Annotated in this window: 24 protein-coding genes, 1 tRNA gene and 1 pseudogene; 11 read left to right on the plus strand and 15 right to left on the minus strand. The window is 65.8% G+C overall.

What is annotated here, in order from left to right; translation table 11 throughout:
• Positions 1–139: 139 nt before the first annotated feature.
• The 6 genes from QXZ94_RS27395 to QXZ94_RS27420 all read right to left on the minus strand — a co-directional run bounded on the left by QXZ94_RS27395 (position 140) and on the right by QXZ94_RS27420 (position 6,113).
• A complete protein-coding gene (locus tag QXZ94_RS27395) occupies positions 140–1,492 on the minus strand; it encodes a S41 family peptidase (protein WP_315723636.1) in 1,353 nt (450 codons plus the stop codon).
• Complete coding sequence (locus QXZ94_RS27400) at positions 1,489–2,874, minus strand: murein hydrolase activator EnvC family protein (protein WP_315723638.1); 1,386 nt, start codon at positions 2,872–2,874, stop codon at positions 1,489–1,491. The genes QXZ94_RS27395 and QXZ94_RS27400 overlap by 4 nt, the downstream gene beginning before the upstream one ends.
• A 33-nt stretch (positions 2,875–2,907) precedes the next feature.
• Positions 2,908–3,390, minus strand: coding sequence for a 23S rRNA (pseudouridine(1915)-N(3))-methyltransferase RlmH (rlmH, locus tag QXZ94_RS27405; protein ID WP_315723640.1), 483 nt, complete (start codon positions 3,388–3,390; stop codon positions 2,908–2,910).
• 56 nt (positions 3,391–3,446) lie between these two features.
• Positions 3,447–3,773, minus strand: coding sequence for a ribosome silencing factor (gene rsfS, locus QXZ94_RS27410; protein ID WP_315726552.1), 327 nt, complete (start codon positions 3,771–3,773; stop codon positions 3,447–3,449).
• A 360-nt stretch (positions 3,774–4,133) separates the two neighbouring features.
• The gene (locus QXZ94_RS27415) at positions 4,134–4,745 is read right to left on the minus strand and encodes a nicotinate-nucleotide adenylyltransferase (RefSeq protein WP_311976384.1); all 612 of its coding nucleotides are present in this window, start codon (positions 4,743–4,745) and stop codon (positions 4,134–4,136) included.
• Between the two features lie 78 nt (positions 4,746–4,823).
• Positions 4,824–6,113 carry a glutamate-5-semialdehyde dehydrogenase gene (locus QXZ94_RS27420; RefSeq protein ID WP_315723642.1) on the minus strand — a complete coding sequence of 430 codons (1,290 nt, stop codon included), beginning with the start codon at positions 6,111–6,113 and terminating at the stop codon, positions 4,824–4,826.
• A 149-nt stretch (positions 6,114–6,262) separates the two neighbouring features.
• Between QXZ94_RS27420 and QXZ94_RS27425 the strand changes: the two genes are divergently transcribed.
• Together QXZ94_RS27425 and QXZ94_RS27430 are read left to right on the plus strand one after the other, a co-directional pair.
• Positions 6,263–6,538 (plus strand): type II toxin-antitoxin system ParD family antitoxin, encoded by a 276-nt coding sequence (locus tag QXZ94_RS27425; RefSeq protein WP_006615118.1) that lies wholly within the window; start codon positions 6,263–6,265, stop codon positions 6,536–6,538.
• Complete coding sequence (locus tag QXZ94_RS27430) at positions 6,528–6,836, plus strand: type II toxin-antitoxin system RelE/ParE family toxin (RefSeq protein WP_315723646.1); 309 nt, start codon at positions 6,528–6,530, stop codon at positions 6,834–6,836. The genes QXZ94_RS27425 and QXZ94_RS27430 overlap by 11 nt, the downstream gene beginning before the upstream one ends.
• Before the next feature lies 1 nt (position 6,837).
• Here the strand turns inward: QXZ94_RS27430 and QXZ94_RS27435 are convergent.
• Positions 6,838–7,194: pseudogene (locus tag QXZ94_RS27435) on the minus strand (PUA domain-containing protein); the annotation flags it as partial.
• Between the two features lie 366 nt (positions 7,195–7,560).
• Between QXZ94_RS27435 and QXZ94_RS27440 the strand changes: the two are divergent.
• Entirely contained in the window at positions 7,561–8,238 is a 678-nt protein-coding gene (locus QXZ94_RS27440; protein ID WP_315723648.1) for a hypothetical protein, read from the plus strand.
• A 144-nt stretch (positions 8,239–8,382) separates the two neighbouring features.
• Positions 8,383–8,682, plus strand: coding sequence for a hypothetical protein (locus QXZ94_RS27445; RefSeq protein WP_315723650.1), 300 nt, complete (start codon positions 8,383–8,385; stop codon positions 8,680–8,682).
• Positions 8,683–8,797: 115 nt separating this feature from the next.
• On the opposite strand, the gene proB is transcribed toward QXZ94_RS27445, so the two are convergent.
• Together proB and obgE are read right to left on the minus strand one after the other, a co-directional pair.
• Positions 8,798–9,931, minus strand: a complete 1,134-nt coding sequence (gene proB, locus QXZ94_RS27450; protein ID WP_315723652.1) for a glutamate 5-kinase — start codon at positions 9,929–9,931, stop codon at positions 8,798–8,800.
• 145 nt (positions 9,932–10,076) lie between these two features.
• Positions 10,077–11,147 carry a GTPase ObgE gene (gene obgE / locus QXZ94_RS27455; protein WP_315723655.1) on the minus strand — a complete coding sequence of 357 codons (1,071 nt, stop codon included), beginning with the start codon at positions 11,145–11,147 and terminating at the stop codon, positions 10,077–10,079.
• Between the two features lie 201 nt (positions 11,148–11,348).
• On the opposite strand from obgE, the gene QXZ94_RS27460 reads away from it, so the two are divergent.
• Positions 11,349–12,266, plus strand: a complete 918-nt coding sequence (locus tag QXZ94_RS27460) for a DMT family transporter (RefSeq protein WP_315723656.1) — start codon at positions 11,349–11,351, stop codon at positions 12,264–12,266.
• A gap of 161 nt (positions 12,267–12,427) precedes the next feature.
• On the opposite strand, the gene QXZ94_RS27465 is transcribed toward QXZ94_RS27460, so the two are convergent.
• The 3 genes from QXZ94_RS27465 to rplU all read right to left on the minus strand — a co-directional run bounded on the left by QXZ94_RS27465 (position 12,428) and on the right by rplU (position 13,943).
• Positions 12,428–13,018: a GNAT family N-acetyltransferase gene (locus tag QXZ94_RS27465; protein WP_315723658.1), complete on the minus strand. Its 591-nt coding sequence runs from the start codon at positions 13,016–13,018 to the stop codon at positions 12,428–12,430.
• Between the two features lie 139 nt (positions 13,019–13,157).
• On the minus strand, positions 13,158–13,427 hold the full coding sequence (gene rpmA / locus QXZ94_RS27470) for a 50S ribosomal protein L27 (RefSeq protein WP_315723661.1): 270 nt from the start codon (positions 13,425–13,427) through the stop codon (positions 13,158–13,160).
• Between the two features lie 132 nt (positions 13,428–13,559).
• Positions 13,560–13,943, minus strand: coding sequence for a 50S ribosomal protein L21 (rplU, locus tag QXZ94_RS27475; protein ID WP_035648644.1), 384 nt, complete (start codon positions 13,941–13,943; stop codon positions 13,560–13,562).
• Between the two features lie 360 nt (positions 13,944–14,303).
• On the opposite strand from rplU, the gene QXZ94_RS27480 reads away from it, so the two are divergent.
• The 4 genes from QXZ94_RS27480 (at position 14,304) to QXZ94_RS27495 (ending at position 17,861) form a co-directional block, all read left to right on the plus strand.
• Complete coding sequence (locus QXZ94_RS27480; protein WP_315723664.1) at positions 14,304–15,443, plus strand: ROK family protein; 1,140 nt, start codon at positions 14,304–14,306, stop codon at positions 15,441–15,443.
• A gap of 459 nt (positions 15,444–15,902) precedes the next feature.
• Positions 15,903–15,992: transfer RNA gene (locus QXZ94_RS27485), tRNA-Ser, on the plus strand.
• A 49-nt stretch (positions 15,993–16,041) separates the two neighbouring features.
• Positions 16,042–16,800: a DUF2786 domain-containing protein gene (locus QXZ94_RS27490; protein WP_315723666.1), complete on the plus strand. Its 759-nt coding sequence runs from the start codon at positions 16,042–16,044 to the stop codon at positions 16,798–16,800.
• Positions 16,801–16,958: 158 nt separating this feature from the next.
• Positions 16,959–17,861 (plus strand): HNH endonuclease, encoded by a 903-nt coding sequence (locus tag QXZ94_RS27495; protein ID WP_315723668.1) that lies wholly within the window; start codon positions 16,959–16,961, stop codon positions 17,859–17,861.
• Positions 17,862–18,372: 511 nt separating this feature from the next.
• Here the strand turns inward: QXZ94_RS27495 and QXZ94_RS27500 are convergent.
• Entirely contained in the window at positions 18,373–18,981 is a 609-nt protein-coding gene (locus QXZ94_RS27500) for a hypothetical protein (protein ID WP_315723670.1), read from the minus strand.
• Between the two features lie 197 nt (positions 18,982–19,178).
• Here QXZ94_RS27500 and QXZ94_RS27505 point away from each other — a divergent pair, with 197 nt between their 5' ends.
• Positions 19,179–19,511: an MmcQ/YjbR family DNA-binding protein gene (locus QXZ94_RS27505; RefSeq protein ID WP_315723672.1), complete on the plus strand. Its 333-nt coding sequence runs from the start codon at positions 19,179–19,181 to the stop codon at positions 19,509–19,511.
• Between the two features lie 52 nt (positions 19,512–19,563).
• Here the strand turns inward: QXZ94_RS27505 and QXZ94_RS27510 are convergent, their stop codons facing one another.
• Entirely contained in the window at positions 19,564–20,598 is a 1,035-nt protein-coding gene (locus QXZ94_RS27510) for a hypothetical protein (RefSeq protein ID WP_315723674.1), read from the minus strand.
• A 531-nt stretch (positions 20,599–21,129) separates the two neighbouring features.
• Positions 21,130–22,257, minus strand: coding sequence for a hypothetical protein (locus QXZ94_RS27515; RefSeq protein WP_315723676.1), 1,128 nt, complete (start codon positions 22,255–22,257; stop codon positions 21,130–21,132).
• Positions 22,258–22,547: 290 nt separating this feature from the next.
• Here QXZ94_RS27515 and QXZ94_RS27520 point away from each other — a divergent pair, with 290 nt between their 5' ends.
• Positions 22,548–23,045: a YchJ family protein gene (locus QXZ94_RS27520; protein ID WP_315723678.1), complete on the plus strand. Its 498-nt coding sequence runs from the start codon at positions 22,548–22,550 to the stop codon at positions 23,043–23,045.
• Positions 23,046–23,362: the final 317 nt, after the last annotated feature.

A 23,362-nucleotide genomic window follows, 5' to 3' on the forward strand; every position in this document is an offset into this window, starting at 1 on the left:
TACCACGGCAGGGATTCGGGTGCAGGCGCAGTGTCCGCGAGCCCGTAGATCGGCGGAGCCTGACCCGGGAAACCCGCGGAAACAAAAAGGGCGGCCCGGAGGCCGCCCTTCAAACCCGATCTTGAGATCAGCCGGCTGCTTAGTTGGCAGCCTTAGCCGGCTTGTCGGCCGCGGCCTTCTCGGTCGGCGCCGGCGTATTGGCGCTGTTCTTGATGCCGTGGAGCAGGTCGGCGGCGAGCTTGAGCGCCTTGTCGTCCTTGGCATCCGGCGGCACGTAGGACTGCGAGCCGGTCTTCTCGTCGCCGTCATTCTTGAGGTGGCCGCGCAGCGAGGCCTCGCCCTTGGTGTCGGTGCGCGACTTCAGCTCTTCCGGCACGTCCTGCAGGACCTCGATGTCGGGCACGATGCCCTTGGCCTGGATCGACTTGCCGGACGGCGTGTAGTAGCGCGCGGTGGTCAGGCGCAGCGCGCCATTGCCGGCGCCGAGTGGAATGATGGTCTGCACCGAGCCCTTGCCGAACGAGCGCGTGCCGACCAGCGTGGCGCGCTTGTGGTCCTGCAGCGCGCCGGCCACGATCTCCGACGCCGAAGCCGAGCCGCCATTGACCAGCACGATGACCGGCTTGCCCTTGGTGAGGTCGCCGGCATGCGCGGAGCGGCGCTGCGTCTCCTCGGCATTGCGGCCGCGGGTCGAAACGATCTCACCGCGCTCCAGGAACGCGTCCGACACGGTGACGGCCTCTTCGAGCAGGCCGCCCGGGTTGTTGCGCAGGTCGATGATGTAGCCCTTCAGCTTGTCGCCGATCGAGCCTTGCAGATCGGCGATGCTCTTCTTCAGGCCTTCGGTGGTCTGCTCGTTGAACGTCGTGATCCGGATGTAGGCGATGTCGTCGCTCTCGGTCCGCGAACGCACCGAACGGACGCGGATGTTGTCGCGGGTCAGCGTCACGTCGAGCGGATTGTCGGCGCCCTTGCGCATGACCTTCAGCTTGATCTTGGTGCCGACCGGGCCGCGCATCTTCTCGACCGCCTGGTTGAGGGTCAGGCCCTGCACGGCTTCGTCGTCGAGATTGGTGATGATGTCGTTGGCCTGGATGCCTGCTTTGGAGGCCGGCGTATCGTCGATCGGCGAGACGACCTTGATCAGGCCGTCCTCCATCGTCACCTCGATGCCGAGGCCGCCGAACTCGCCGCGGGTCTGCACCTGCATGTCGCGGAAGCTCTTCGCATCCATGTAGCTCGAATGCGGATCGAGGCCCGACAGCATGCCGCTGATCGCGGACTCGACGAGCTTGGAATCGTCGGGCTTCTCGACGTAGTCGCTGCGCACCCGCTCGAACACGTCGCCGAACAAATTGAGCTGGCGATAGGTATCGGAGGTCGCGGCGCGCGCGGTCGATCCCATCAACACCGCGCGCGGTTGCGACACGAACAACGTCAGTGCCGCACCGGTGGCCGCGCTCAGGAGAATTACCGAAGTCTTACGCATCATCCGCGTACCTTTTCGCCTTCATTTGCGGCCCACCATGGGCCTGGATCGATTGGAGTGCCATCCTTGCGGAACTCGACATAGAGCACTGGTTGACTCGCAGTGGTGGCGAGAATGGAGGCGACCTGGGAGGTAATACCCATTGTCGCGACCGGCTCTCCCGTCTGAACAAACTGCCCGATATTGACGGAAATGCGCTCCATCCCGGCGATCAGGACATGATACCCGCCACCGGCGTTGAGGATCAAGAGTTGTCCGTAGCTGCGGAAGGGGCCGGCATACACAACCCAGCCATCACACGGGGTTGTGACCTGGGCGCCCGGACGGGCTGCCAAAGAAATGCCTTTATCGGAGCCGCCGGCGCCGTCGGATGCGCCGAATTCGCGAATCTTGCTGCCATTGACCGGATAGGTCAGCATGCCCTTGGTCGAGGCGAACGCAATCGCCGGCGCCTTGCGGGCGGGATTGCGGAGCGCATTCGCGTCAGGCTTCGCATTCACCGGAACGCCCTGCAGGCTTGCCGTCGATGCGGCCTTGGCCGCGCTCTTCAGGTCCAGCTCCATCGTCGTGATCAGGCTTTGCAGCGAGTCGATCTGCTGCGCCAGCGCGGTGGCGCGCAGGCTCTCCGCTTCCATGTCCTTCTCGGCCGAGGCCTGCTTGCGCTGCCGCTCCTCGACGAGGGCGGCGAGACGGGTTTGATCGGTCCGCAGCCTGTCGCGGTCGGCGGCGACCTTGTCTCGCTCCGACGCGATGGTCTTGCGGATGGCGACGAGCTCGCCGAGATCGGTCGAGAGCTTCTCGGCACGAACGCGCATTTCCGGAATGACCGAGCCCAGCAGCATGGCGGTGCGCAGCGATTGGAGCGCGTCCTCGGGCCGGACCAGCAGGGCAGGCGGCGTGCGGCGGCCTGCGCGCTGCAGTGCGGCCAGCACCTCGATGATCTCGGTCCGCCGCGCCTCCAGCGAGTTGCGCAGATCCTGCTCACGGCCGTCGAGTCCGCGCAGCCGTGTTTCGGCCTCGCCGACGCGGATCTCGACGCCGCGGACCTGGGCCGCGACGTCGATCAGCTGCTGATTGAGCTTGCCGCGGTCCTCGCCGAGCGCGGCGATATCGGCCTTCAGGCGCTCCTGGGCTTCGGCGGCCGCCTTCTGGGCCGCGCGGGCAGCCTCCAGCTCCTGTTCGCGCTGCTTCAGCTGCTCGGGTGTCGCCGGCGTTGGCGAGGCGGTCGTCGGTGAGGCAGTACCGGGGATCGACGGACGAAGTCCTGTCTGCGGCATCGCGGGTCCGGTGGGAAGGACGATCAGCAGCGCGATCAGCGACGCGTGGCGCGCCCGGCGGCGGCGGACGGGAACAGGGGAGGGAGAAAGGGGCCGCGCGGCAAACATCGAGGTCCTTATTGTGCTCCCATCGTCCGTGTTTCAAGCGCGGTGATAGGGGTGACCAGCGAGGATCGTAGCAGTACGGTAAATCTGCTCGAGCAAAAGGACGCGGACGATCTGGTGCGGCCAGGTCGCAGCTCCGAACGCGATCCCAAGCTTGGCTCTGCGCCGGAATTCGGGCGAAAGTCCGTCTGCGCCGCCGATCACGAACGCGGCGGTCGGAATGCCCTCGTCACGCCAGCGTCCGAGGTGACCCGCAAAGGTTGTGCTGTCGATGTTCTGGCCACGCTCGTCGAGGCAGACCAGGACGGACTTGTCGGGGATGGCAGCGGAGATCGCCGCGGCCTCCTCGGCCATGCGCGTCGCGGCATCGCGGGCGCGGCTTTCCGGAAGCTCATGGATGTCGAGGCCGCGAAAGCCAAGCTTGCGGCCGATGTCGTCGAAACGCTCGCGGTAACGCTCCGCGAGCTCTCGCTCGGGACCCTGCTTCAACCGGCCGATGGCGACCACGATCAGGCGCATGCACACGGCCTAGCACGTGCGCGTTGCGATTCGCACCGCTCGCCGCGGCCGGCCGGCTAGACCGTCTTCGCCGGGTTCGGCCCCTGCGTCCACAACCGCTCGAGGTTGTAGAACTCGCGGACCTCAGGCCTGAACACGTGCACGATCACGTCGCCGGAATCGATCAGGACCCAATCGCAATTGGGCAGGCCCTCGATATGGAGCTTCTTGGTCCCGGCTTCCTTCAGGCCCTTGGCGACGTTTTCCGCGATCGATCCGACGTGCCGGTTCGAGCGGCCCGTGGTGACGACCATGTAGTCGGAATACGCCGATTTGCCGTGAAGATCGATGGTGACCGTCTCCTCCGCCTTCATGTCCTCGAGGCGGGAGAGGATCGTGCGCAGAGTCTTATCCGCGTCAGGCTTGTCGGCGTCGGGTTGCGCCTGCAAGGCCGCATCTTGGGTCGAAGCGTTACGCGCAGACTTGGCAACAGATTTGGCAGAAGCCGATTTCGAACTCGTTGCCTTCGTCTTGGGTAAGGCCGACTTGGACAATACAGATGTGGTCAGGGACCATTCCTTTCACTGTATCGCAGGCCGAATCCATCACGGCCTGCTGACCATACTAGGCATGTGGGGTGCATGGTTTCAACAATCCAGTCCCCCGCCACCCCGGTCCGGCGTCTTGCCTGCCGCCCCGCCTCGGACCCCCGACGGGACGGTAAGTTCCATGCACATCCGATGCCGCGGGTGCATGCGTCGATCTCAGAACGACTTCCAGCTGCCGTCCGGGTTCCTCAGCCCGGTCGACGACAGGCTCATTTTCAGCCCGGTGAGGTAGACCCAGGCTGGCGCCGCCCGCCCCGCCAGCCGGCTGGCCTCCGCTTCAGGAATGCGATACCGCGCCAGCGCGCGCGCGGCGGGGGCGTTCAGAGCGCGAAAGCTGCGGGGCGGACGGTCGACCACGGCAATCGGAACCTGAGCCGCGATGTGCTGCCACTTCTGCCAGCGATGGAACTGCGCGAGGTTGTCGGCGCCCATGATCCACACGAAGCGCAGGCGGGAGGCGCGCCGGCGCAGATAATCGATCGTGTCCGCAGTGTAGCGGGTACCGATGACGGATTCGAGACAGCTGATTTCGATGCGCGGATCGGCGGCGACCTTGCGTGCCGCAGCCGCGCGCTCGGCAAGCGCATGCAGCCCGCCATTGTCCTTGAGCGGATTGCCGGGCGTGACCAGCCACCAGACACGGTCGAGCTGCAGCCGCTTCAGCGCAAACAGGCTGATCGCGCGATGCGCCTGGTGCGGCGGATTGAAGGAGCCGCCGAGCAGGCCGATGCGCATGCCGTCGCTGGAGGGCGGCAGCGCCTGGCGGATCGCAGGGCGCACCGCGTCGTCGTCCGTCACGGTTGCCCCCGCTCGCTGGCCGTCCAACTCAACCACAGGCTGCGACGGTCATGGCCGCGTCTGCCCAGTGCCGTGGATCCGGTACTTGAAGCTGGTCAGCTGTTCGACGCCGACGGGCCCACGTGCATGGAACTTGCCGGTCGCAATGCCGATTTCGGCGCCGAAACCGAACTCGCCGCCATCCGCGAATTGCGTCGAGGCATTGTGCAGCACGATCGCCGAGTCAACCTCGTTGAGGAATCTGTCGGCCGCGGCATTGTCCGCGGTGACGATCGCATCGGTGTGGTGCGAGCCATGCTCGTGAATGTGCGCGATCGCGCCATCCACGCCATCGACGACCTTGGCGGCGATGATGGCGTCGAGATATTCGGTGTCCCAATCCTCGTCGCCGGCGGGCTTCACGCGGGCATCGGCGGCGCGGACGGCTGCATCGCCGCGCACCTCGCAGCCGGCGCCGATCAGCATGTCGACCAGCGGCTCGATCTTGTCCTGCGCCGCCCGGTCGATCAGCAGCGTCTCGGCCGCGCCGCACACACCGGTGCGCCGCATCTTGGCGTTCAGCACGATCGATTTCGCCATCTCCAGATCGGCGGCGCCGTCGACATAGACGTGGTTGACGCCTTCGAGATGCGCGAACACCGGCACCCGTGCCTCGGCCTCGACACGCGCGACGAGGCTTTTTCCCCCGCGCGGCACGATCACGTCGACGCCGCCGTTCAGGCCGGACAGCAGCAGGCCCACGGCCGCGCGGTCGCGCGTCGGCACCAGCGTGATCGCCGCCTCCGGCAGCCCGGCCTCGCGCAAGCCGTCGACCAGGCATTGATGGATGGCACGGCAGGAGCGGAACGAATCCGAACCGCCGCGCAGGATCACCGCATTGCCGGACTTCAGGCACAGCACCCCGGCATCGGCCGCGACGTTGGGGCGGCTCTCGAAGATCACGCCGATGACGCCGAGCGGCACCCGAACCCGCTCGATGGTCATGCCGTTGGGCCGCTGCCAGCTCTCGGTGACCACGCCGACGGGATCGGCGACGCCGCGCACCACGGCAATGCCATCGGCCATGCCGGCGACGCGCGCCGGCGTCAAGGTCAGACGGTCGACGAACGACGCCGCCATGCCGCCGGCCTTGGCCTCGGCGACATCCTCCGCATTGGCGGCGATGATCGTCTCAGCGCGGGCGCGGATCAGGCGTTCCATCGCCTCCAGCGCCCGGTTCTTCTGCTCGGCCGGCGCCAGCGCCAGCACCCGCGCGGCGGCGCGCGCCTGCTGGGCGAGGGCGTTCATCAGCGCGGGCAGGTCGGCGCTGCCGTCGATGGCTTTGAGAGGCGCGGTCATGGGCGGTTCAACCTTGAATTAAGGTCATGGTGTAGCACGGAAAACGGCCGGATGCGAAGTGCAGGTGACGCTGTTCGAAGCGGTCAGAGAGAGCCTCAAATCCAAGCGTTGGCTATGCTATGGTGCCGTGAGAACGAGGGCGGGACGCCATGCCAAGCAAAGCATTTCAGGTCGAGCTGAGCGCGAAACAGCAGGATATGCTGAAGCGCCAGCTGGAAAATGGCCATTACGAGAACGTTAACGATGTTTTCGCTGACGCGCTGCGTGCCTTGGACGAGCGCGGGGCCGTCTACGACGACTTTCTTCGCAGCAAGGTGAAGGCCTCCCTCGCCAACAAGAAGCCCAGTATCCCGGCGGAGACCGTGTTCGAGCGTCTGGAGGCGCGGCACGCCCGTCGTGTGAAAGCCAACAAGCGTGGCGCGTAAGGTCGTCTTCCGGGACGAAGCCAATGCCGAGTTGACGGCCCTTTACGACTACATCGCGGATCACAGCAGCCCGGCCATCGCGATCGCTTATGTGCGGCGGATACGCGACACGTGCTTGGCGCTGGGGTATTATCCCGAGCGGGGCACCAGGCGAGACGACATCCTCAAAGGACTGCGGACCATCGGCTTCGAGCGCCGCGTCACGATCGCCTTTCGTGTTCTCAAGACGCGCGTGGAGATCATCACGATCGCCTATGGCGGCCGCGATTTCGAGCGCGAGCTGAAACGCAAGCGCTAGCCTATCCGGCGGATGCCACCCCCGCCGGCCCGATGACCAGGTCGTCGCGATGGATCATCTCGGCCCGGCCGGATATTCCCAGGATGACGGCGACGTCAGGTGAGGAGCGCCCCTTGATGCGCTCGGCGTCGTCGGCCTCGTAGGCGACGTGGCTGCGGCCGATCTCGTCGGTGTCCGGGCCGCGCACGACCACGGCATCGCCGCGGGCGAACTGGCCGTCGACCCGGATCACGCCGGCCGGCAGCAGGCTCTTGCCGGCGCGGAGCGCACTGACGGCGCCGGCGTCGATCGTCAGTGTGCCCTTGGGCTCCAGCAATCCGGCGATCCAGCGCTTTCGTGAGGTGACCGGATTGGCCGGGATCCCGGGTCGGCGCCGCCCGGAGCACTGACGCGCTGCGGACGTGCCCGGCCCGACACCCATTACGTCGAAGTTGCGTTGTCGCACTCAGTGTCCCGTGGAAGAGCCCTGGCTTAGCGAGGCCGGGCAAGCGCCGGGACTCATGGCCTCGTCTCCGATGCACGCGTAGCGTGCAGGCGCTGCCGACAGTCGCGCAACAAACAAAAACCACGGCTGATCGGCAGGATCATAATTTCGATCTAAAATTGTATGTTCAATGATCACTCTTTTTGATTGACAAAACTTAAAATTGTTTTAGCTTTAGTATGTTACCTTTTAGTTGTTTGCTGCTAAAGCGCTTCGTCACCGCAATTGCGGAGGTGGCAAATGAACAAATGCGCACTCGCGCCTCGCCTCGTTCTCATATGGCTCTCTTCCATCCTCGCCATCACAAGCCTGAGCAGCGAGCCTTCATCGGCGCAAGCGGCGAGCGCCGCGCTCCCATCCGGCATGCTGTTCTTCATGCCGGGCAATACCTGCCCTGCTGGCAGCAGTCGGGCAACCAACACGAACGGACGCCTGTTACTGGTTGCCAACGATGCTGGTGCGATAGGGCGTACCTACGGCGGTCCTCTCAAGGACCAAGATGATCGCAAGCATCAGCATGATGCCAGTCTCACAGTCACGCTCGATAGTCACCACGTTGCGGGCTCCGGCAACTGCGGCAATGGGCAAGCGACCAGTCGCGGCGATCACGTATTCGGCGGCAAGACCAAGGGGGCCACATTGGGGCTTCCCGTGGCGTATTTTTCAAAGGCCTGCCCCATCGGGTGGATCGATCTGGCTCAGGCCCTAGCGCGTCCAATGTACGGCCCTGGACGTGGCGAGAACCACTTCACTATGCCGATCGAGCTTCCAGCGGGAATAGACCCCAACTCGCTCATGGCGTGGGAGGTGCGTTTGCGTGAAGAGCAGACAAGCGGGTCCGCTCAGGTTGCTGGCTTGCTGCCGGAGGGCCGGGAGCCGGTCACGAAACGGCGTCTAGCAGAGGCCGGACCGCACTGAGGCATACCCCGAAAAGTGCGAGCCGGTTTGAGATCACCCAATTTCGTCGGGCTCTTTGCGGCGTCTCGCCCGGTCGGGGCGGCAGCTGCTTCGATCACAGGATCGAAAGCAACCTCATCTTCAACAGCAAGGAGGACTAGTTCGATGCGCATACTTCTTTCGTCAATGACGATCACGGTACTCTTGTCGGTCGTTCCAACCGCCGTCGCCACGGCCGGGACCGTCACGGCGACGGCGAAACTCGTCAACCCCGGCGGGAAATGTCCGGTTGGGGATCACAACAAGACGGCGAAATTCACTGGACAAGGTTGCACCAAAGGAGCCTGCACGAGCGCCAAACAGACCGCGATGGCCCATCTCAAGGCCGAGGTGGATGCCGCCTGCGACACCTTCATACGCGCCCCCGGTGATTGCGTCAGGAGCGGATGCGCCGTCAAGAAATAGCATTGAACTGAACCCGAGCTTCTCGAGCGCAGCGATGCTTGAATCATCGCCGCGCTTGGGATTGTTGTCCGAGCACGACCTGCGCCGAAGGGCAGCTTCCCATTGAGATCACGGTCTAGACCGCGGCACCGGCAGGCCCGATCACCAGGTCGTCGCGATGAATCATCTCGGCACGGCCGGAGATCCCCAGGATCAAGGCAACATCCGGCGACGACCGGCCCTTGATGCGCTCGGCGTCATCGGCATCGTAGGCGACGAGGCCGCGGCCGATCTCGTGGGTGTCGGGGCCGCGCACGACCACCGCATCGCCGCGGGCGAACTGGCCGTCGACCCGGATCACGCCGGCCGGCAGCAGGCTCTTGCCGGCGCGCAGCGCGGTGACGGCACCGGCGTCGATCGTCAGCGTGCCCTTCGGCTCCAGCGAGCCTGCGATCCAGCGCTTGCGCGCCGTGACGGGGTTGGCGGGCGTGAGAAACCAGGTGCAGCGGCCGCCATTGGCGATCGCGGCCAGCGGGTGCTCGATCTTGCCGGAGGCGATCAGCATGTGAGTGCCGCCGGTCGTGGCGATCTTGGCGGCCTCGATCTTGGTTTTCATGCCGCCGCGGGAGAATTCCGAAGCGGCGCTTCCGGCCATGCCCTCGATGTCGGCGGTGATGCTCTCGACCACCGGGATCAGGCGGGCGTTCGGATCCTGGGCGGGCGGAGCGGTGTAGAGACCGTCGATGTCCGACAGCAGCACCAAGAGGTCCGCGCTCGCCATGGTCGCGACCCGCGCGGCGAGGCGGTCATTGTCGCCGTACCGAATTTCAGCGGTCGCCACCGTGTCGTTCTCGTTGATCACAGGCACCGCGCGCCAATCCAGCAGCTTGGCGATGGTCGAGCGCGCATTGAGATAGCGCCGGCGCTCCTCGGTGTCCTGCAGGGTCACCAGGATCTGGCCGGCGCCGATGCCGTGCGCGCCGAGCACCTCGGACCAGATCCGCGCCAGGGCGATCTGGCCGACCGCGGCGGCGGCCTGGCTCTCTTCGAGCTTCAGCGGTCCGCGCGGCAGCTTCAGCCGGCTTCGCCCGAGCGCGATCGAGCCCGACGACACCACCAAGAGCTCGCAGCCGCGGCCATGCAGCCGCGCGATGTCGGCCGCCAGCGCCGTCAGCCAGGAGGCGCGGACCTCGCCGGCCTCGGAATCGACCAGCAGCGACGAGCCGACCTTGACGACGATGCGGTGGAAATTTTCGAGACGGGGTGCCATGGCGTGAACGGGGTCGGTTCGAGCTCTCGTCGCGTGTCGAGCGGTTGCGTGACTGGCACGCGGGCCGCGCGGGACGGAGCAAGGAGTGATTGATCGCGGCGGAGTGTCGCAAGCCAGGGCCCGCGAGGCAAGGTTGAGCTTCAGCTCAACCTTGTGGTGGCGAGGGCGCCGCCCATGGCTCTTCGGTTGCCGCGCTCTCGGCCGTGCTCTTGGCCTTGTTGGATACCGGCTGCTCGCTGATCACATCGGCGAGCTTGCGAAGGGCGTCCTTGACGCCTTCGCCGGTCGCACCGGAGATCAGCAGCGGCGTCTTCTTGGCCGCGCGCTTGAGCCGGTCCTTCTGCTTCTTCAGCTCATCCGGATCGACGGCGTCGATCTTGTTGAGTGCGACGATCTCGACCTTGTCGGTGAGCTCGCCGCCATAGGCCTCGAGCTCATGCCGCACCGTCTTGTAGGCCTTGCCGGCATGCTCGCAGGTGGCATCGACCAGATGCAGCAGCACGCGGCAGCGCTCGACATGGCCGAGGAAGCGGTCGCCGAGCCCGGCGCCCTCATGCGCGCCCTCGATCAGGCCGGGAATGTCCGCCAGCACGAATTCGCGGCCGTCGGCGTTCACGACGCCGAGCTGCGGGTGCAGCGTGGTGAAAGGATAGTCGGCGATCTTCGGCTTGGCGGCCGACACCTTCGACAGGAAGGTCGACTTGCCGGCGTTGGGCAGCCCGACCAGGCCGGCATCGGCGATCAGCTTCATGCGCAGCCAGATCCAGCGCTCCTCGCCGGGCTGGCCGGGATTGGCGTGGCGTGGTGCGCGGTTGGTCGGCGATTTGAAATGCGCATTGCCGAAGCCGCCATTGCCGCCCTCAGCCAGAACGAAGCGTTCGCCGACGGCGGTAAAGTCGTGAATCAGCGTCTCGCGGTCCTCGTCGAAGATCTGGGTGCCGACGGGAACCTTGAGCACCACGGACTTGCCGCCAGCCCCGTGGCAGTCCTTGCCGGAGCCGTTTCCACCCCGCTGCGCCTTGAAATGCTGCTGGTAGCGATAGTCGATCAGGGTGTTGAGTCCGTCGACGGCCTCGATCACGACGTCGCCGCCGCGGCCGCCATTGCCGCCGTTCGGGCCGCCGAACTCGATGAACTTCTCGCGCCGGAACGCAACGCAACCGTTGCCGCCGTCGCCGGAGCGCACATAGACCTTGGCTTCATCGAGGAATTTCATGATGCGCCTTACGTAGGCGAGGCGGGCCGCCGCGGCAACCGTGGAATGGGTTTAATTCGGCCGGAAGCCTTAATTTCGGGCGGTATCTCAGCGTTGCGCAAGGGGTGTGCGAGCGTTGCGCCGGGGTTGCGGCAGGGCTGCGTCACGCTTTCCGCGGAAGGGCTGGAGCCGGTCAGGCCTGCCTGATAAGGCAGCACCATCATGAGCGTGCTCTCCCGAATCTCCACCGCCACCGACGAGCGTTCGGCGCGACTGGCCGGCATCGGCCTGATGCTGCTGTCGATCGCGATGTTCTCGTTCGGCGACGCGCTGGGCAAGTTCCTGGTGTCGACCTACTCCGTCGGCCAGCTGCTGTGGCTGCGCGCCTGCGCCGCGCTGCTGCTGCTCGCGCCGTTCATCTGGCGCAACCGCAGTGCCTTCCTGCAGCTCGAACGCCCCTGGCTGCAGCTCGTGCGCGTGGTTCTGTCGACCCTGGAGGTCGCGGCGTTCTTCCTCGCCACCGTGTATCTGCCGCTCGCCGACGTCATCACCTATTATCTCGCCGGGCCGATCTTCGTCACCGCGCTGTCGGCGCTGGTGCTGCGCGAGCATGTCGGCTGGCGGCGCTGGACCGCGATCCTGATCGGCTTTTGCGGCGTGCTGATCGCGCTGCGTCCGTCGGCGCAGACCTTCAGCCTGCCGGCGCTGATCGCGCTCGGCGGCAGCCTGTCCTTCGCGGTGCTGATGCTGATCACGCGCTCGTTGCGCTCGACGCCCGACATCGTGATGGCCTCATCGCAGTTCGTCGGCACCTTCCTGCTCGGCGCCGCGATGTCCGCATTCGGCTGGGTCACGCCGACGCCCGGCAGCCTGGTGCTGTTCGCCGCCGCCGGCCTGATCTCGGTAACCGCGCTGTTCTGCGTCAACCGCTCGCTGAAGCTCGCGCCGGCCTCGGTGGTCGTGCCCTATCAGTACACGATGATCGTCTGGGCCGTGCTGTTCGGCTTCGTCGTGTTCGGCGACGTGCCGCATCCGGCGACGATCGTCGGCGCCATCATCATCATCGGCGCGGGGCTGTACATCTACCTGCGCGAGCGCAGCCTGGGGCAGGGCCAGGGTGCGGTGAATCCGCCGGTGTAGCGGCACCCCCCGCCGTCGTCCCGGCCTCGAGCCGGGACCCAGACTCCGTGCAGCCCACGTCGGAGAAGGCTGTGGCTCCAGCGTGATCCCACCACCGATTTCGGTGGCTATGGGTCCCGGCTCGAGGCCGGGACGACCGTGAGTTTGGAGCGGTCGCCCGGCTAACTCCGCCGCCCCGTCTTGGCCCACGCCTTCAGCGAGGCCCACACCCCGCGCGTCAGCCGGAACGCATCGACCGGGGCCGACGAGCCGAGCACCTCGAAGCGGTGCAGCTCGACGCCGGTCCATTGGAAGCCGCACTTTTCGAGGATGTTGCGCGAGGCCGGGTTGCTGACCCGCGCATGCCCGATCAGGACATTGTCCTCGCTCGTCTCGAAGAAGTCGTCGATTGCGGCGCGCGCAGCCTCGGTGCCGAAGCCGCGGCCCCAATGCTCGACGCCAAGCCAGTAGCCGAGCTCCGCGCGGCCGGATGCCGGCCGGTTGATGCCGACCATGCCGATCGGCGCATCCAGATGCTCGATCACGAACGCGGTCTCGCCGCTGTGCTCCAGCGCACGCACGAAGCGGGCGGCATCGACTTCGGAATAGGGATGCGGCAGGCGGCGGGTGTTTTCGGCAATCCGCCGGTCATTGGCGAGCCGGGCGATGGCGGTCACGTCCGCGAGCACGGGCGGACGCAGGGTCAGCCGTTGTGTCTCGAGGACGCAAGGTCTCGCCTCGCGCAAGGTGGGAGTGGTGATGTCCTGCAGCATGTCGGGCTCCATCGACGCTTCGGGATCAATCGATCAGCGAAAATGAAAAGGGGAGGCCGGTTGTCCCGCCTCCCCTGGAGCCATCTGGCGCTCCGCCGGTTCGTCAGGACCCGGCGGACGCGAATTGTTCCACCGTATGTTACTCAGCAGCTTGGGCGGCTACCGGGCGTACCGAGATGAACGTGCGGTTGGCACGGTCATGGAACTCGACGACACCCTCGATTTTCGCGAAGATCGTGTGGTCCGTGCCCATGCCGACGTTCATGCCGGGGTGCCAGGTCGTGCCGCGCTGACGCGCAATGATGTTGCCGGGAATCACGCGCTCGCCGCCGAACGCCTTGATGCCGAGGCGCTTGCCCTTGGAGTCGCGTCCGTTGCGGGATGAACCGCCTGCCTTTTTATGAGCCATCGCTCGTCTCCGATCTCTCAGATCACCAATAGCGCGATTCCGCTAAGGGATCATTCACATTTGCTGGGCGCGGACGAAAAATCCGCGCGATGAAGGTTTGAAGCCGATGCGGCGCGCCACGCGCGCCAGCATTTACTCGGCGGCGTCGGCCGCCGGGGCTTCCGCCTTGGCCTTCTTCGGGCGCGGGCCCTTGGTCGGCTTGGCGTTGTCGGTCAGGATCTCCGAGACGCGGATCAAGGTCAGCTCGTCCCGGTAGCCGCGCTTGCGGCGCGAATTCTTGCGGCGGCGCTTCTTGAACGCGATGACCTTGGGGCCACGCTTGTGGTCCAGCACCTCGACGGCCACGGACGCGCCGGCCACGGCCGGAATGCCCAGCACCGGGGTGTCGCCACCGACCACCAGCACCTCGTTCAGCTGCACGATCGTGCCGGGTTCACCGTCGATCTTGCCAATCTCGAGCACATCATCCGGGGCGACGCGGTATTGCTTGCCGCCGGTTTTGATGACTGCGAACATCGTTCTCATCCTTCGTGTTCGATCCCGGCCTCGGAGCGCGATGGCCCCGGGTCGGCTTCTTGTTCAGTCGTTATGGTTCATGAGATCCGGCCCAATCGGGGCCGGCGTCGGCGTGTCCCTGGCATCGAGGCCAGTCCGATACGCGCAACGACAATCGGCGCGAGAAGCTCGCGCCGGTCGATCGGGGGCTTATAGCCGCTCGGGGCGACGAGTCAAGGAAAAGGGCGAATGGCGAATAGGGAGTAGCGAGTAGGGAAGGGCGCCGGCCGATCCCTATTCGCCCTTCGCTACTCGCTATTCGCTGCCTCCCCCGAACCATCTGTTCCGTCCGCCGTTATCGCCGCACACACGGAGCAAGACATGGCCGACGACGTCATGACCACCACGGGCATCGCCCGCCACGGCGCCGCCCGGCTGCCGTCGGTCGAGATCGACAGCTTCAACATCGAGCTGAAGGATGAGGACGGTTTCCTCGGCGACCGCGCCTCCAAGGGCGCCTTCCGCAAGATCCTGGAGCGCTGGCGCAAGCCGTTGCGCAAATCCGGCAAGGATCCGTTCGGCGACGAGGACAGCGAGACCATCAGCAAGAAGGCGCTGGATGAGATCCTGGTCGGCGACGACACCGAGGCCTCGGCGGTCGTCCATTCCGCGACCGAGGAGTTCGCCCAGGAGCTCGCCCATGTCACCCGCCGATTCCTGCGCACCAAGGCTTGGGCCAAGACCGAATGCATCGTGGTCGGCGGCGGTTTTCGCGATTCCCGGCTCGGCGAGCTGGCGATCGCGCGCACCGAGATCATCCTCAAGGACGAGGGCTTTGGCGTCGAGCTCGAGCCGATCCGCTACCACCCCGACGATGCCGGCCTGATCGGCGCGCTGCATCTGGCGCCGTCCTGGATCTTCGAGGCCCACGACAGCATCCTCGCCGTCGACATCGGCGGCACCAACATCCGCTGCGGCGTGGTCGAGACTGCCTGGAAGAAGTCGCCGGACCTGTCGAAGGCGTCGGTGTGGAAGTCCGATCTGTGGCGCCATGCCGATGACGAGCCCACGCGGGAAGGTGCGGTCAAGCGGCTCGCCAAGATGCTGAAGGGGCTGATCGAGGAGGCCGACACCGAAGGGCTCAAGCTCGCGCCCTTCATCGGCATCGCCTGTCCCGGCGTCATCAACGAGGATGGCTCGATCGAAAAAGGCGCGCAGAACCTGCCGGGCAATTGGGAGAGCAGCAAGTTCAATCTGCCGGCCAGCCTGGTCGAGGCGATCCCGATGATCGGCGATCACGACACCGCGGTGCTGATGCACAATGACGGCGTCGTGCAGGGCCTCTCAGAGGTGCCGTTCATGCAGGAGTTCGAGCGCTGGGGCGTGCTGACCATCGGCACCGGCCTCGGCAATGCCCGCTTCACCAACCGGCGCAAGGAGAACGGCCGCAAGGACAAGGACGACAAGGCCAGGGAGGACAAGTCCGACGACAAGAAGGCGGCCAAGAAGAAGAAGGATTGAACGGGCATCTGCCCGTGGCCCGTCCGCATCCGGTGCAATATGTTGCGCAGCATGGATGCCGCGGCAGGCGCCGCCGCGATTCATCGCGTGCGAAAAAGTACCGTGCCACCAATCGGATAGATCGGCAGCCCCGGTAACCTTGACCGGTTAGGTTAAGGACCGGTTTGCGTTGCGGTGCACGCAAGGATGGCCCAGGGTCGGCCGTGTCGCTCAGGCCGGCCGGATTGACCCCCGTCTCTTCCGTCGGTTTCCCCAAGATGTAGCGGCACGGGACCGCCGGCATGTGTCAGCGTACGGCGGTCCCACCTGTCTGGGCCGCCCCCGCCGGCCCGCCTCGCAGCGCAGGCGCAGCCCGCGCTGCCGATTTCGGTTGGAATATCGCAAACCCCGCCTTGTCACCCCCGCCGCCGTGCCCTAGAACGGCGCCCGACCCGGGGGCGCCGCCCCTGATTTGCGCCTGGAGAGGTGGCAGAGTGGTTGAATGCACCGCACTCGAAATGCGGCATAGGTGCAAGCCTATCGGGGGTTCGAATCCCTCCCTCTCCGCCAGCTTTACCCGTCCGCTGCGTGCCGGCCGGGCCTCCTTGGGCCGAGACCGGTGAGCCAGACGTTCGATTCCCTCGCCTCCGATCCTGCCGCGCTCGACAAGCTGAAATCCCGCATCCAGGCGTTGCGCGCGAAAACCATCGCCAATGGCTGCACCGAGGACGAGGCGCTGTCGGCGGCCGCCAAGGTCGCCGAGCTGCTCGACCGTCATGATCTGTCGCTGTCGGATCTCGAGCTGAAGGCGTCGGCGTGCGTGCGCAAGGTCTACGAGACCCATCGCAAGAAGCGCATCCCGCTCGACGACTGCATCGGCGCGATCGCGCTGTTCTGCGATTGCCGGGTCTGGCGCGAGAAGACTGCGAGCGGCGACAACGGCTACGTGTTCTTCGGCCTCTCCGCCGATGTCGAGGTGGCGCATTATCTGGCCGAGCTGATCGACGGCGCGGTGCGCGCCGAGCTCGGCCGGTTCAAGACCTCGGCCGACTACCGCCGTTTCCGCCACCAGGACCGCCACCTCGCCAATGCCTCCTTCGCCCTCGGCATGGTCGCCTCGATCGGAGACCGCCTGGCGGCGATGAAGAAGAGCCGCGATCAGGTCAACGAAAGCACCGGCCGCGGCCTGGTCGTGCTCAAGACGTCGGTCGTGGATGCGGAGTTCGAAAAGCTCGATCTCAATCTGCGGACGGCGCGCTCGACCAGCCGGATGGTATCGATGGCGGCCTACGAAGCCGGCGGCGCCGCCGGCGCGACGCTCGCCATCAACACCGGCATCAGCGGCGCGCAGCGGACAGATTCGAAGGGCGGTGGGTAGGAACTCCGCTTGGGCCGATCTTCGTATTGGTCTGGTGCGCGAGCGGCGCCTTGCGTTACTTTTGGCGGGCAAGGTGTAGCTAGAGCAAAGTCCGCCGCGAAAGTGCAGAATCGCGCTGGTCTGTAGTGCGCGAGGTGCCGATCCGCTAAGCTGGCTGCATGAGCTACTGCGTCTTCATGCATCGGACTGATTCGATCTACGACGACAGTCCGGCGGAGCAGTACCAATTCCCTAGGCAATATCTCGGTCGAGCCCAGGGGAGTATCGGGGATTGGATCGTCTATCTCGAACCCACGAAGGTTCCGGGCACGCGCGGCTATTTCGCAATCGCGCGGGTAGAGCGGATCATCCCCGATCCCAAGGCGCGCGACATGTATCTGGCGCTCATTCAGCCCGGCTCGTATCTGGAGTTCGTCAGTCCGGTTCCGTTCAGCGAGTTGAACAGTCCGATCGAGCGAGGCCTTCTCAATGAGGAAGGCAAGCTCTCAGGAAGAGCGCAGGCGGCCGTTCGCCCGATTTCGCCGGCAGATTTCCAGCGCATCATCGAGCGCGGTTTGGATGAGCGAGACGCGGTGCTGCCGCGTCTCCCCGAGACGGCTCATCCCGCTGCCGGGCTTGAAGAAGGCCAGACACCCTTTGTGTCGGAACAGCTCCGCGATCGCATACAGCATCTCACGTCACGGATCGTGCGCGATCGCCTGTTTCGGAAGATCGTGCTGCGGGCCTATCGCGAGCGCTGCGCCATCACAGGGCTGAAGCTGATTAACGGCGGCGGGCGCGCCGAAGTAAATGCTGCCCATATCCGTCCCGTCGAGGCGAATGGACCCGATCTGGTGACTAACGGCCTGGCGCTCTCAGGGACGGTCCACTGGATGTTCGACCGCGGATTGATCAGTCTGGGTGATGATCTCGCCATCCTGATCTCGCGGCACGTCAATGACGTCGATCGGATCCGCGGTTTCATCAATTCCTCTGGGTTTGCCCTTGCTCCGGATCGTGCGGGTGATCGGCCGCATCCGCACTTTCTTCAGTGGCACCGCGAGCATTGTTTCAAAAAATGAGCTGAGCCGCCGGCTCAGCCAAAGCGAGGCCGTCAGTTCACCCGAAGGCCGTCTCGGCGTTGAGCTTGTCGGGCCCCTCCTTCGGAATCGCATCATGACGGCATGACGCACCTTTTCGATCCCGCAGCGCGCAGGTTCGAGGTCAGCCCTGCTCTCACCCTCCCCTGGAGGGCAGGGCTATCGCATGTGACGGTCGCAGCTTTGTGCTCATCTCTTTCCACGTCGTCATGGCCGGGCCTGTCCCGGCCATCCACGCCGGCCGGCATGCTGAGAACGACGTGGATGCCCGGGACAAGCCCGGGCATGACGGAGTAACTAACTTGCAGGATCGTTCGTCGCTATAGCCCGGAGTTTCCACATGCGACTGCCCTCCCCCTCCAGGGGAGGGTGAAACTGAATTCGCGGGCCTTCCGTCGCCCCTATCAGCACGTTGGCGATGAGAGCATGATGCGTTTCCACATCATCGCATCATGCTCTAGGGGCGTCTCTGACAAATGGTCTCGGCGTCGGCTCAGCTCTTCGGGCCGGCCCCCTTCAACGCATTCCAGGCGGCCTGATTGGCCGCGTCGAAGGCCTTGCGGGATTCGCTCAAGGCGGCGCTGAACACGGACCAGGACTGAGAGCCGGTCTGTTTCAGCGTCTCGAGATGAGCCCCGGCCTGGGCCGCATCGGATTTGAGCTGCGTGAGCACGGCGTCGAGATCGGTGCTGCCGGCGGTCGTCACCTTGGTCGCCGCCTCGCGAAACCTGTCGGCGGACTCGCGCCACGCCTTGGCCTGCGCTGCCGCGATGTCCTTGAAGGTCGCCTGCTGCTGCTCGGCCTGCTTGCCGGCGGTGTCGAAGAAGCTCTTCATCTGGGTTTCGAAGCCGGCCCAATGCTGGTCCAGCTCGATCTTCGCGCTGGCCAGCGCGGCCTCGCCGGCTTCGACTTGCGTCTTGAGCAGGGCCTCGAGATCGCTGCGGCGCTTCTTCAGGTCCGCGATGATCTCTTGCGCCTTGACCTTGGATGCCGCCTCGGCCTCGGCGGCCTTGACGTCAAGCGAGGCGAGCGCGGCATCCATCTCCTGGATGCGCTCCCTGGCCCAGTTCAAATAGACGCTCATGCTGCTCTGCTCTGACATCGTCGATCTCCCTTGATCTGCCCGGAAGTGAGCATATGAAAACAACACCGTATAGTTTTGACCTGCATCAAGCCGGGCGCTCCGGTGAGTTCACGTTCCGGTGCGCGGCTCCCGGCAAGTCGGCCGCGGAGCGATCCGCACCGCGTGCGTCGCCGAAAGATGCTAACCGTGTCGCCGAGCATACGGGAGCGTTTTGAATGACCGGTGACGAATTCCGCGCCCTCGCCCTGTCGTTCGCGGGAACGACGCAAGCGCCGCATTTCGACCGCACGGCGTTCAAGGCCAAGCGCATCTTCGCGACCCTGGCGGCGGATGGACGATCCGCCAACCTGCTGCTCACGCCGGAGGAGCAGGAGTTCTACAGCCGCGTCGATCCGGCCGGCTTCCGCCGGCTGCCCAACAAATGGGGCGACCAGGGCTGGACCTGCGCCACCCTCGCGGATGTCGATCCCGGCCTGATGCGCGACGTGCTCGCCAAGGCCTGGCGGCTGGCAAGCCCGTCGAAGCCGGCGCGATCCCGCCGCAAATGAGCTCGGCTGCCGATCCGTCGCGGCCGCCGGCGCTTGCCGGGCGCTGACGCCCTCACACCCGCCGTCCCACCATCAGCAGGATGCCACCGATCTGCGGCAGCAGCGCCAGCAGGATCAAACGCAGCATGACGAAATCGTCGGCCGACGGCTTCACCGCGCCGCGCGACACCCATGCCACGAGCTTGATCGCGGCCTCGGTCTGCGGATCGGCGGTCTGGCTCACCGTGGCCATCGCCGCGTCCAGCGCCTGCCGCCGCTCGGCGACCGCCGCCTCGCGCTCCCGACAGAACTTGCCGACGCCGCCCTTGCACTCGCGGTCGCGCGCGATCATCGCGTCGGACAGCGCGGTCTGTGCCGCCTGCACCGCCGGCGTCACCCGCGAGGCGCGCGCCAGCGTGACGTCGCTGATGTTGGTCGAGGCGAAGCCGATGCCGGCGGTCACCGCGAACACGAAGGTCATCAGCCACACCAGCCATCCCGTCAGCGCCGAGGCGCGGTGCCGTCCCTGCCACAGCCGGGCCGCGCAGGTCGGCATGACCAGCGCGACCAGGTCGGCGGTGACGCCGACCGCGAGAAACATCCAGCCCGCGGTGCTGTTCGAGCCCAGCGAATGCGCGAACCAGCCGTTCATGGCCATGCCGACGGCAGCGAGCGCCAGCGCGGCCAGCTGCAGCAGGACCGAGGAGGCGGTGATGCCGGCGCGCGCAGACTTCGCCGGCGTGACCGGCGCGGTGGCCGGGACGACCTCGCCCGCGATCGCGACCGGCACTTCGCGCGGCGGTATCGTGGCCGGCGGCGCTGCGGCCGGAATCGCCGCGGCCGCCGCGCTGGCAGCCGCCTCCGTGCGCGACGCCTCGGCAACGGCCGGAGCTTTCGCCGGCTCGTTCACATAGTCCAGGAAGTCCGGCATGATCAGCGTCTCGGACGCCAGCATCTCGTCGTCGAGTGCCGCCGCCTTGGTCTTCTCCGACCGCTCGGATTTGGGCCGCGGGCGCGGCTTGACGACCTTGGGCCGTTTCGGACGCGGCTTGGCCGTCTTCGGCTGCTGCCAGGGAATGATCGAGGCGACTACGGACTCATCAGCCATCGGGGCTGCTCCAATCGGTGGTGATGGGCGCGCGGCTGCGTTTGCACGCAGCGCTGATCGCGCCGGCATCGGGGTGCACGTCTGATCGGGAGGTGAGCAGCGGCCCGCATCGAGGGCGGGCTTGAGGTGTCTTGCGGCCTGGCTGGCGTCGCGCGAAGAAATCGTTGGCATCTCACGCGCCCTGAACCGCCGATGATGCGGTGGGCTGCGGTCACAGACGCCGCGTAATGAGGCGGCGCCCGGAAGGTTCTGGTCCGCGCGGGGCCGGGCCGGTCAGCAATCTGCCCAACACCCTTGTTCTTAACCAATGGTTAACACGGATTCGCCGGTTTCGAAACCGCGCGGCGCGTGTAGCGGGACGGTGCGAGCTGAAGAGTGGCGAGCTGCGGCTTTGGAGTCACAACTCGCGCGTGAGCGGAGGCGCGACGCGTGGGCCGTCGCGCAAGCCGTTCGGATGATGTGCGATAGTCGAACGATGTTCGCCGAGCCGCAGGCGAGACGGATGCACGCCGTGCAAGACGAACGGTCGACCTAGCGCTGCACCAGCAGCGGCGTGCTGCCACTCAGAGAGGAGCGCCGGTTCGCGCTCGTCAGCAACAGCACCAGGTGGGGGAGGTCGAAGCTGACCGCGACGTCACCTATGTCCTTGAAGGACGGGAGTGGGATTTGCTGGACCGCATCGCCACGGCTGATTCTGTACAGGCCGTCATGGCCCGCGGCGAGCAGATCGTCGCCCGTCCGCATAAGTCCGAAGAATGCGGTCGTATGCTCCGGAATCCATCCAGTCCGCCCGTCCGCATGCCTGACGATTTCCTCGGGCACGCGACGCTCGTACAAGACGCGAACCGAGCGGTCACAGACTTCCATGATCCGTCCCGACGCGACCATGTGAATGAGGCCGACAGCAATGGCGACGCAGTCCGGCTTCCACGGGATGCTCACGATGCCATGGATCGGTTCGTCGTCGCCGATATCGGAGACGACGCCCGTTGCCCGGTCGATCCGCTGCAGGCCGCCACCGAACTCGCCGGCGTTGTAGCCAATGAAGATGTGCCGTGACGTCATCAGCGCGGCTTTGACCGGCCAACTCTTCGTCCGCGTCGAATTCAACCGCGTCGACGACATCGATCTGGTCCCGTACAAATAGGTGAGCGGAAACGGGAAGGATGTGGCGGCCTGCTGCTGCTCCAGAGGTTTTGACGGATCGAACATGTCGTGTGACGGCTGGGCAAGAGCCGTCTCGGTGTGCCGGCCGCCGAGGTCAATGATCCGGTGCGTCGTCAAAAGCGTGATCGTCCCCTCAGCCGCGATGGTGGCGATCAGACTTTCGCCGCGACTGGCAATTTCGCCTATTGTCATCCATTCCTGGCCAACTCGCCGACGCACCGTCCATCGCCCATAGGGCATCTCTGGCGGACACGATGTGAGCGGACACGTCACGATCGCAATACGCCCATCCGCAACGAAGAGCTCGAGCACCTGATCTGGCGTCGCCACGTCGATCCGTTCGCCGCTGTCCGCAAGGCGCGACAGCCGGCCGCCACCGTCGAGCAGCCAGAGCTGTTCTTCGGCAAAGACGGCCCTCTGGATCAACGGATCCTGATCGGCGAGGGCTTGCTGGGTTCGCGGCGCGAGACCAGCCAGCAGCGCAAGCGCCATCAAAACGCATCTCCTCACGCGCATGATCACGTCGCAATCCCTCGGCGGTTGGGTGTGGTAGCGTCAGATCGATACGATCAATTCGCGGCAGCGGGAAGCCGCTTTGGCATCTCGGCGCGAGCTGGCGCGGGATGCCGGACCGTCCACCTGCGATTTCCTCGGGTCCGCATCGATGCTAGAGCATGATCCGGAAAAGTGGAAACCGGCTTACCGAAAAGATCATGCTCAAACAAAGGGATAGGATCATGATGCGATTCCGTGGAATCGCATCATGATCTAGACGTCACCTCATGCCATGTCCCTGCGGCTCAGGCCTTCCCTTCGACCGCTGCTGCGGTCCCTATCTCAGTGGCGATGCGCTGCCGCCGACCGCCGAGGCTTTGATGCGCTCGCGCTACACAGCCTATACGCGCGGCGACATCGGCTACATCGCAGCGACGCTCGCGGCCGACCAGCGTCGCGCGTTCGATGCCGTCGCGGCAAAGAACTGGGCGACGCGTGCGACCTGGCTTTCCCTGCGCATCGTCTCGACGACGCACGGCGGGGCTGACGACGCCGACGGCGTCGTCAGCTTCGTCGCCACCTATCGCGAGGGCGGCAGGACGATCGAGCACCACGAGGTCTCGCAGTTCCGCCGCGACGATGACGGCGCCTGGCGCTTCGTCTCGGGCGACACGCGCGCCGCGGTCACGGAGCAGAAGCGGGCGGCCGGCACGGCCAAGATCGGACGCAATGATCCCTGCCCCTGCGGCAGCGGCAAGAAATTCAAGTTCTGCTGCGGGCGGTGAGCCATTCGGAATGAACGAAATTTCTGTTGCTATTTTTCAGAAATCATGGTTTGATCCGCGCATCCCGTCCTCATGCAGAGGGACGTACGCGTCGTCACGATACGTAGAGGCGGGGAGCGGTGGCCGCGGGCCTGTCAGGTGCTTTTGGCGCTGGACGATTGGCAGCTCGCGGACGTTCAAGCCGTGTGGTCCTGGCGCCCCGACGCTGGCGCCAAGTCGGTGTGACATGACGTGTCGTACTGACGACGGGGGCAAACAAGCCGGTCCCCGGGGAGAGCTCGGAGCAGACGTTAAACCCATCGCGCAGGGAGGGCCGG

The organism is Bradyrhizobium sp. SZCCHNS2022, from assembly GCF_032377575.1.
GTDB classification, from domain to species: Bacteria; Pseudomonadota; Alphaproteobacteria; order Rhizobiales; family Xanthobacteraceae; genus Bradyrhizobium; species Bradyrhizobium aeschynomenes.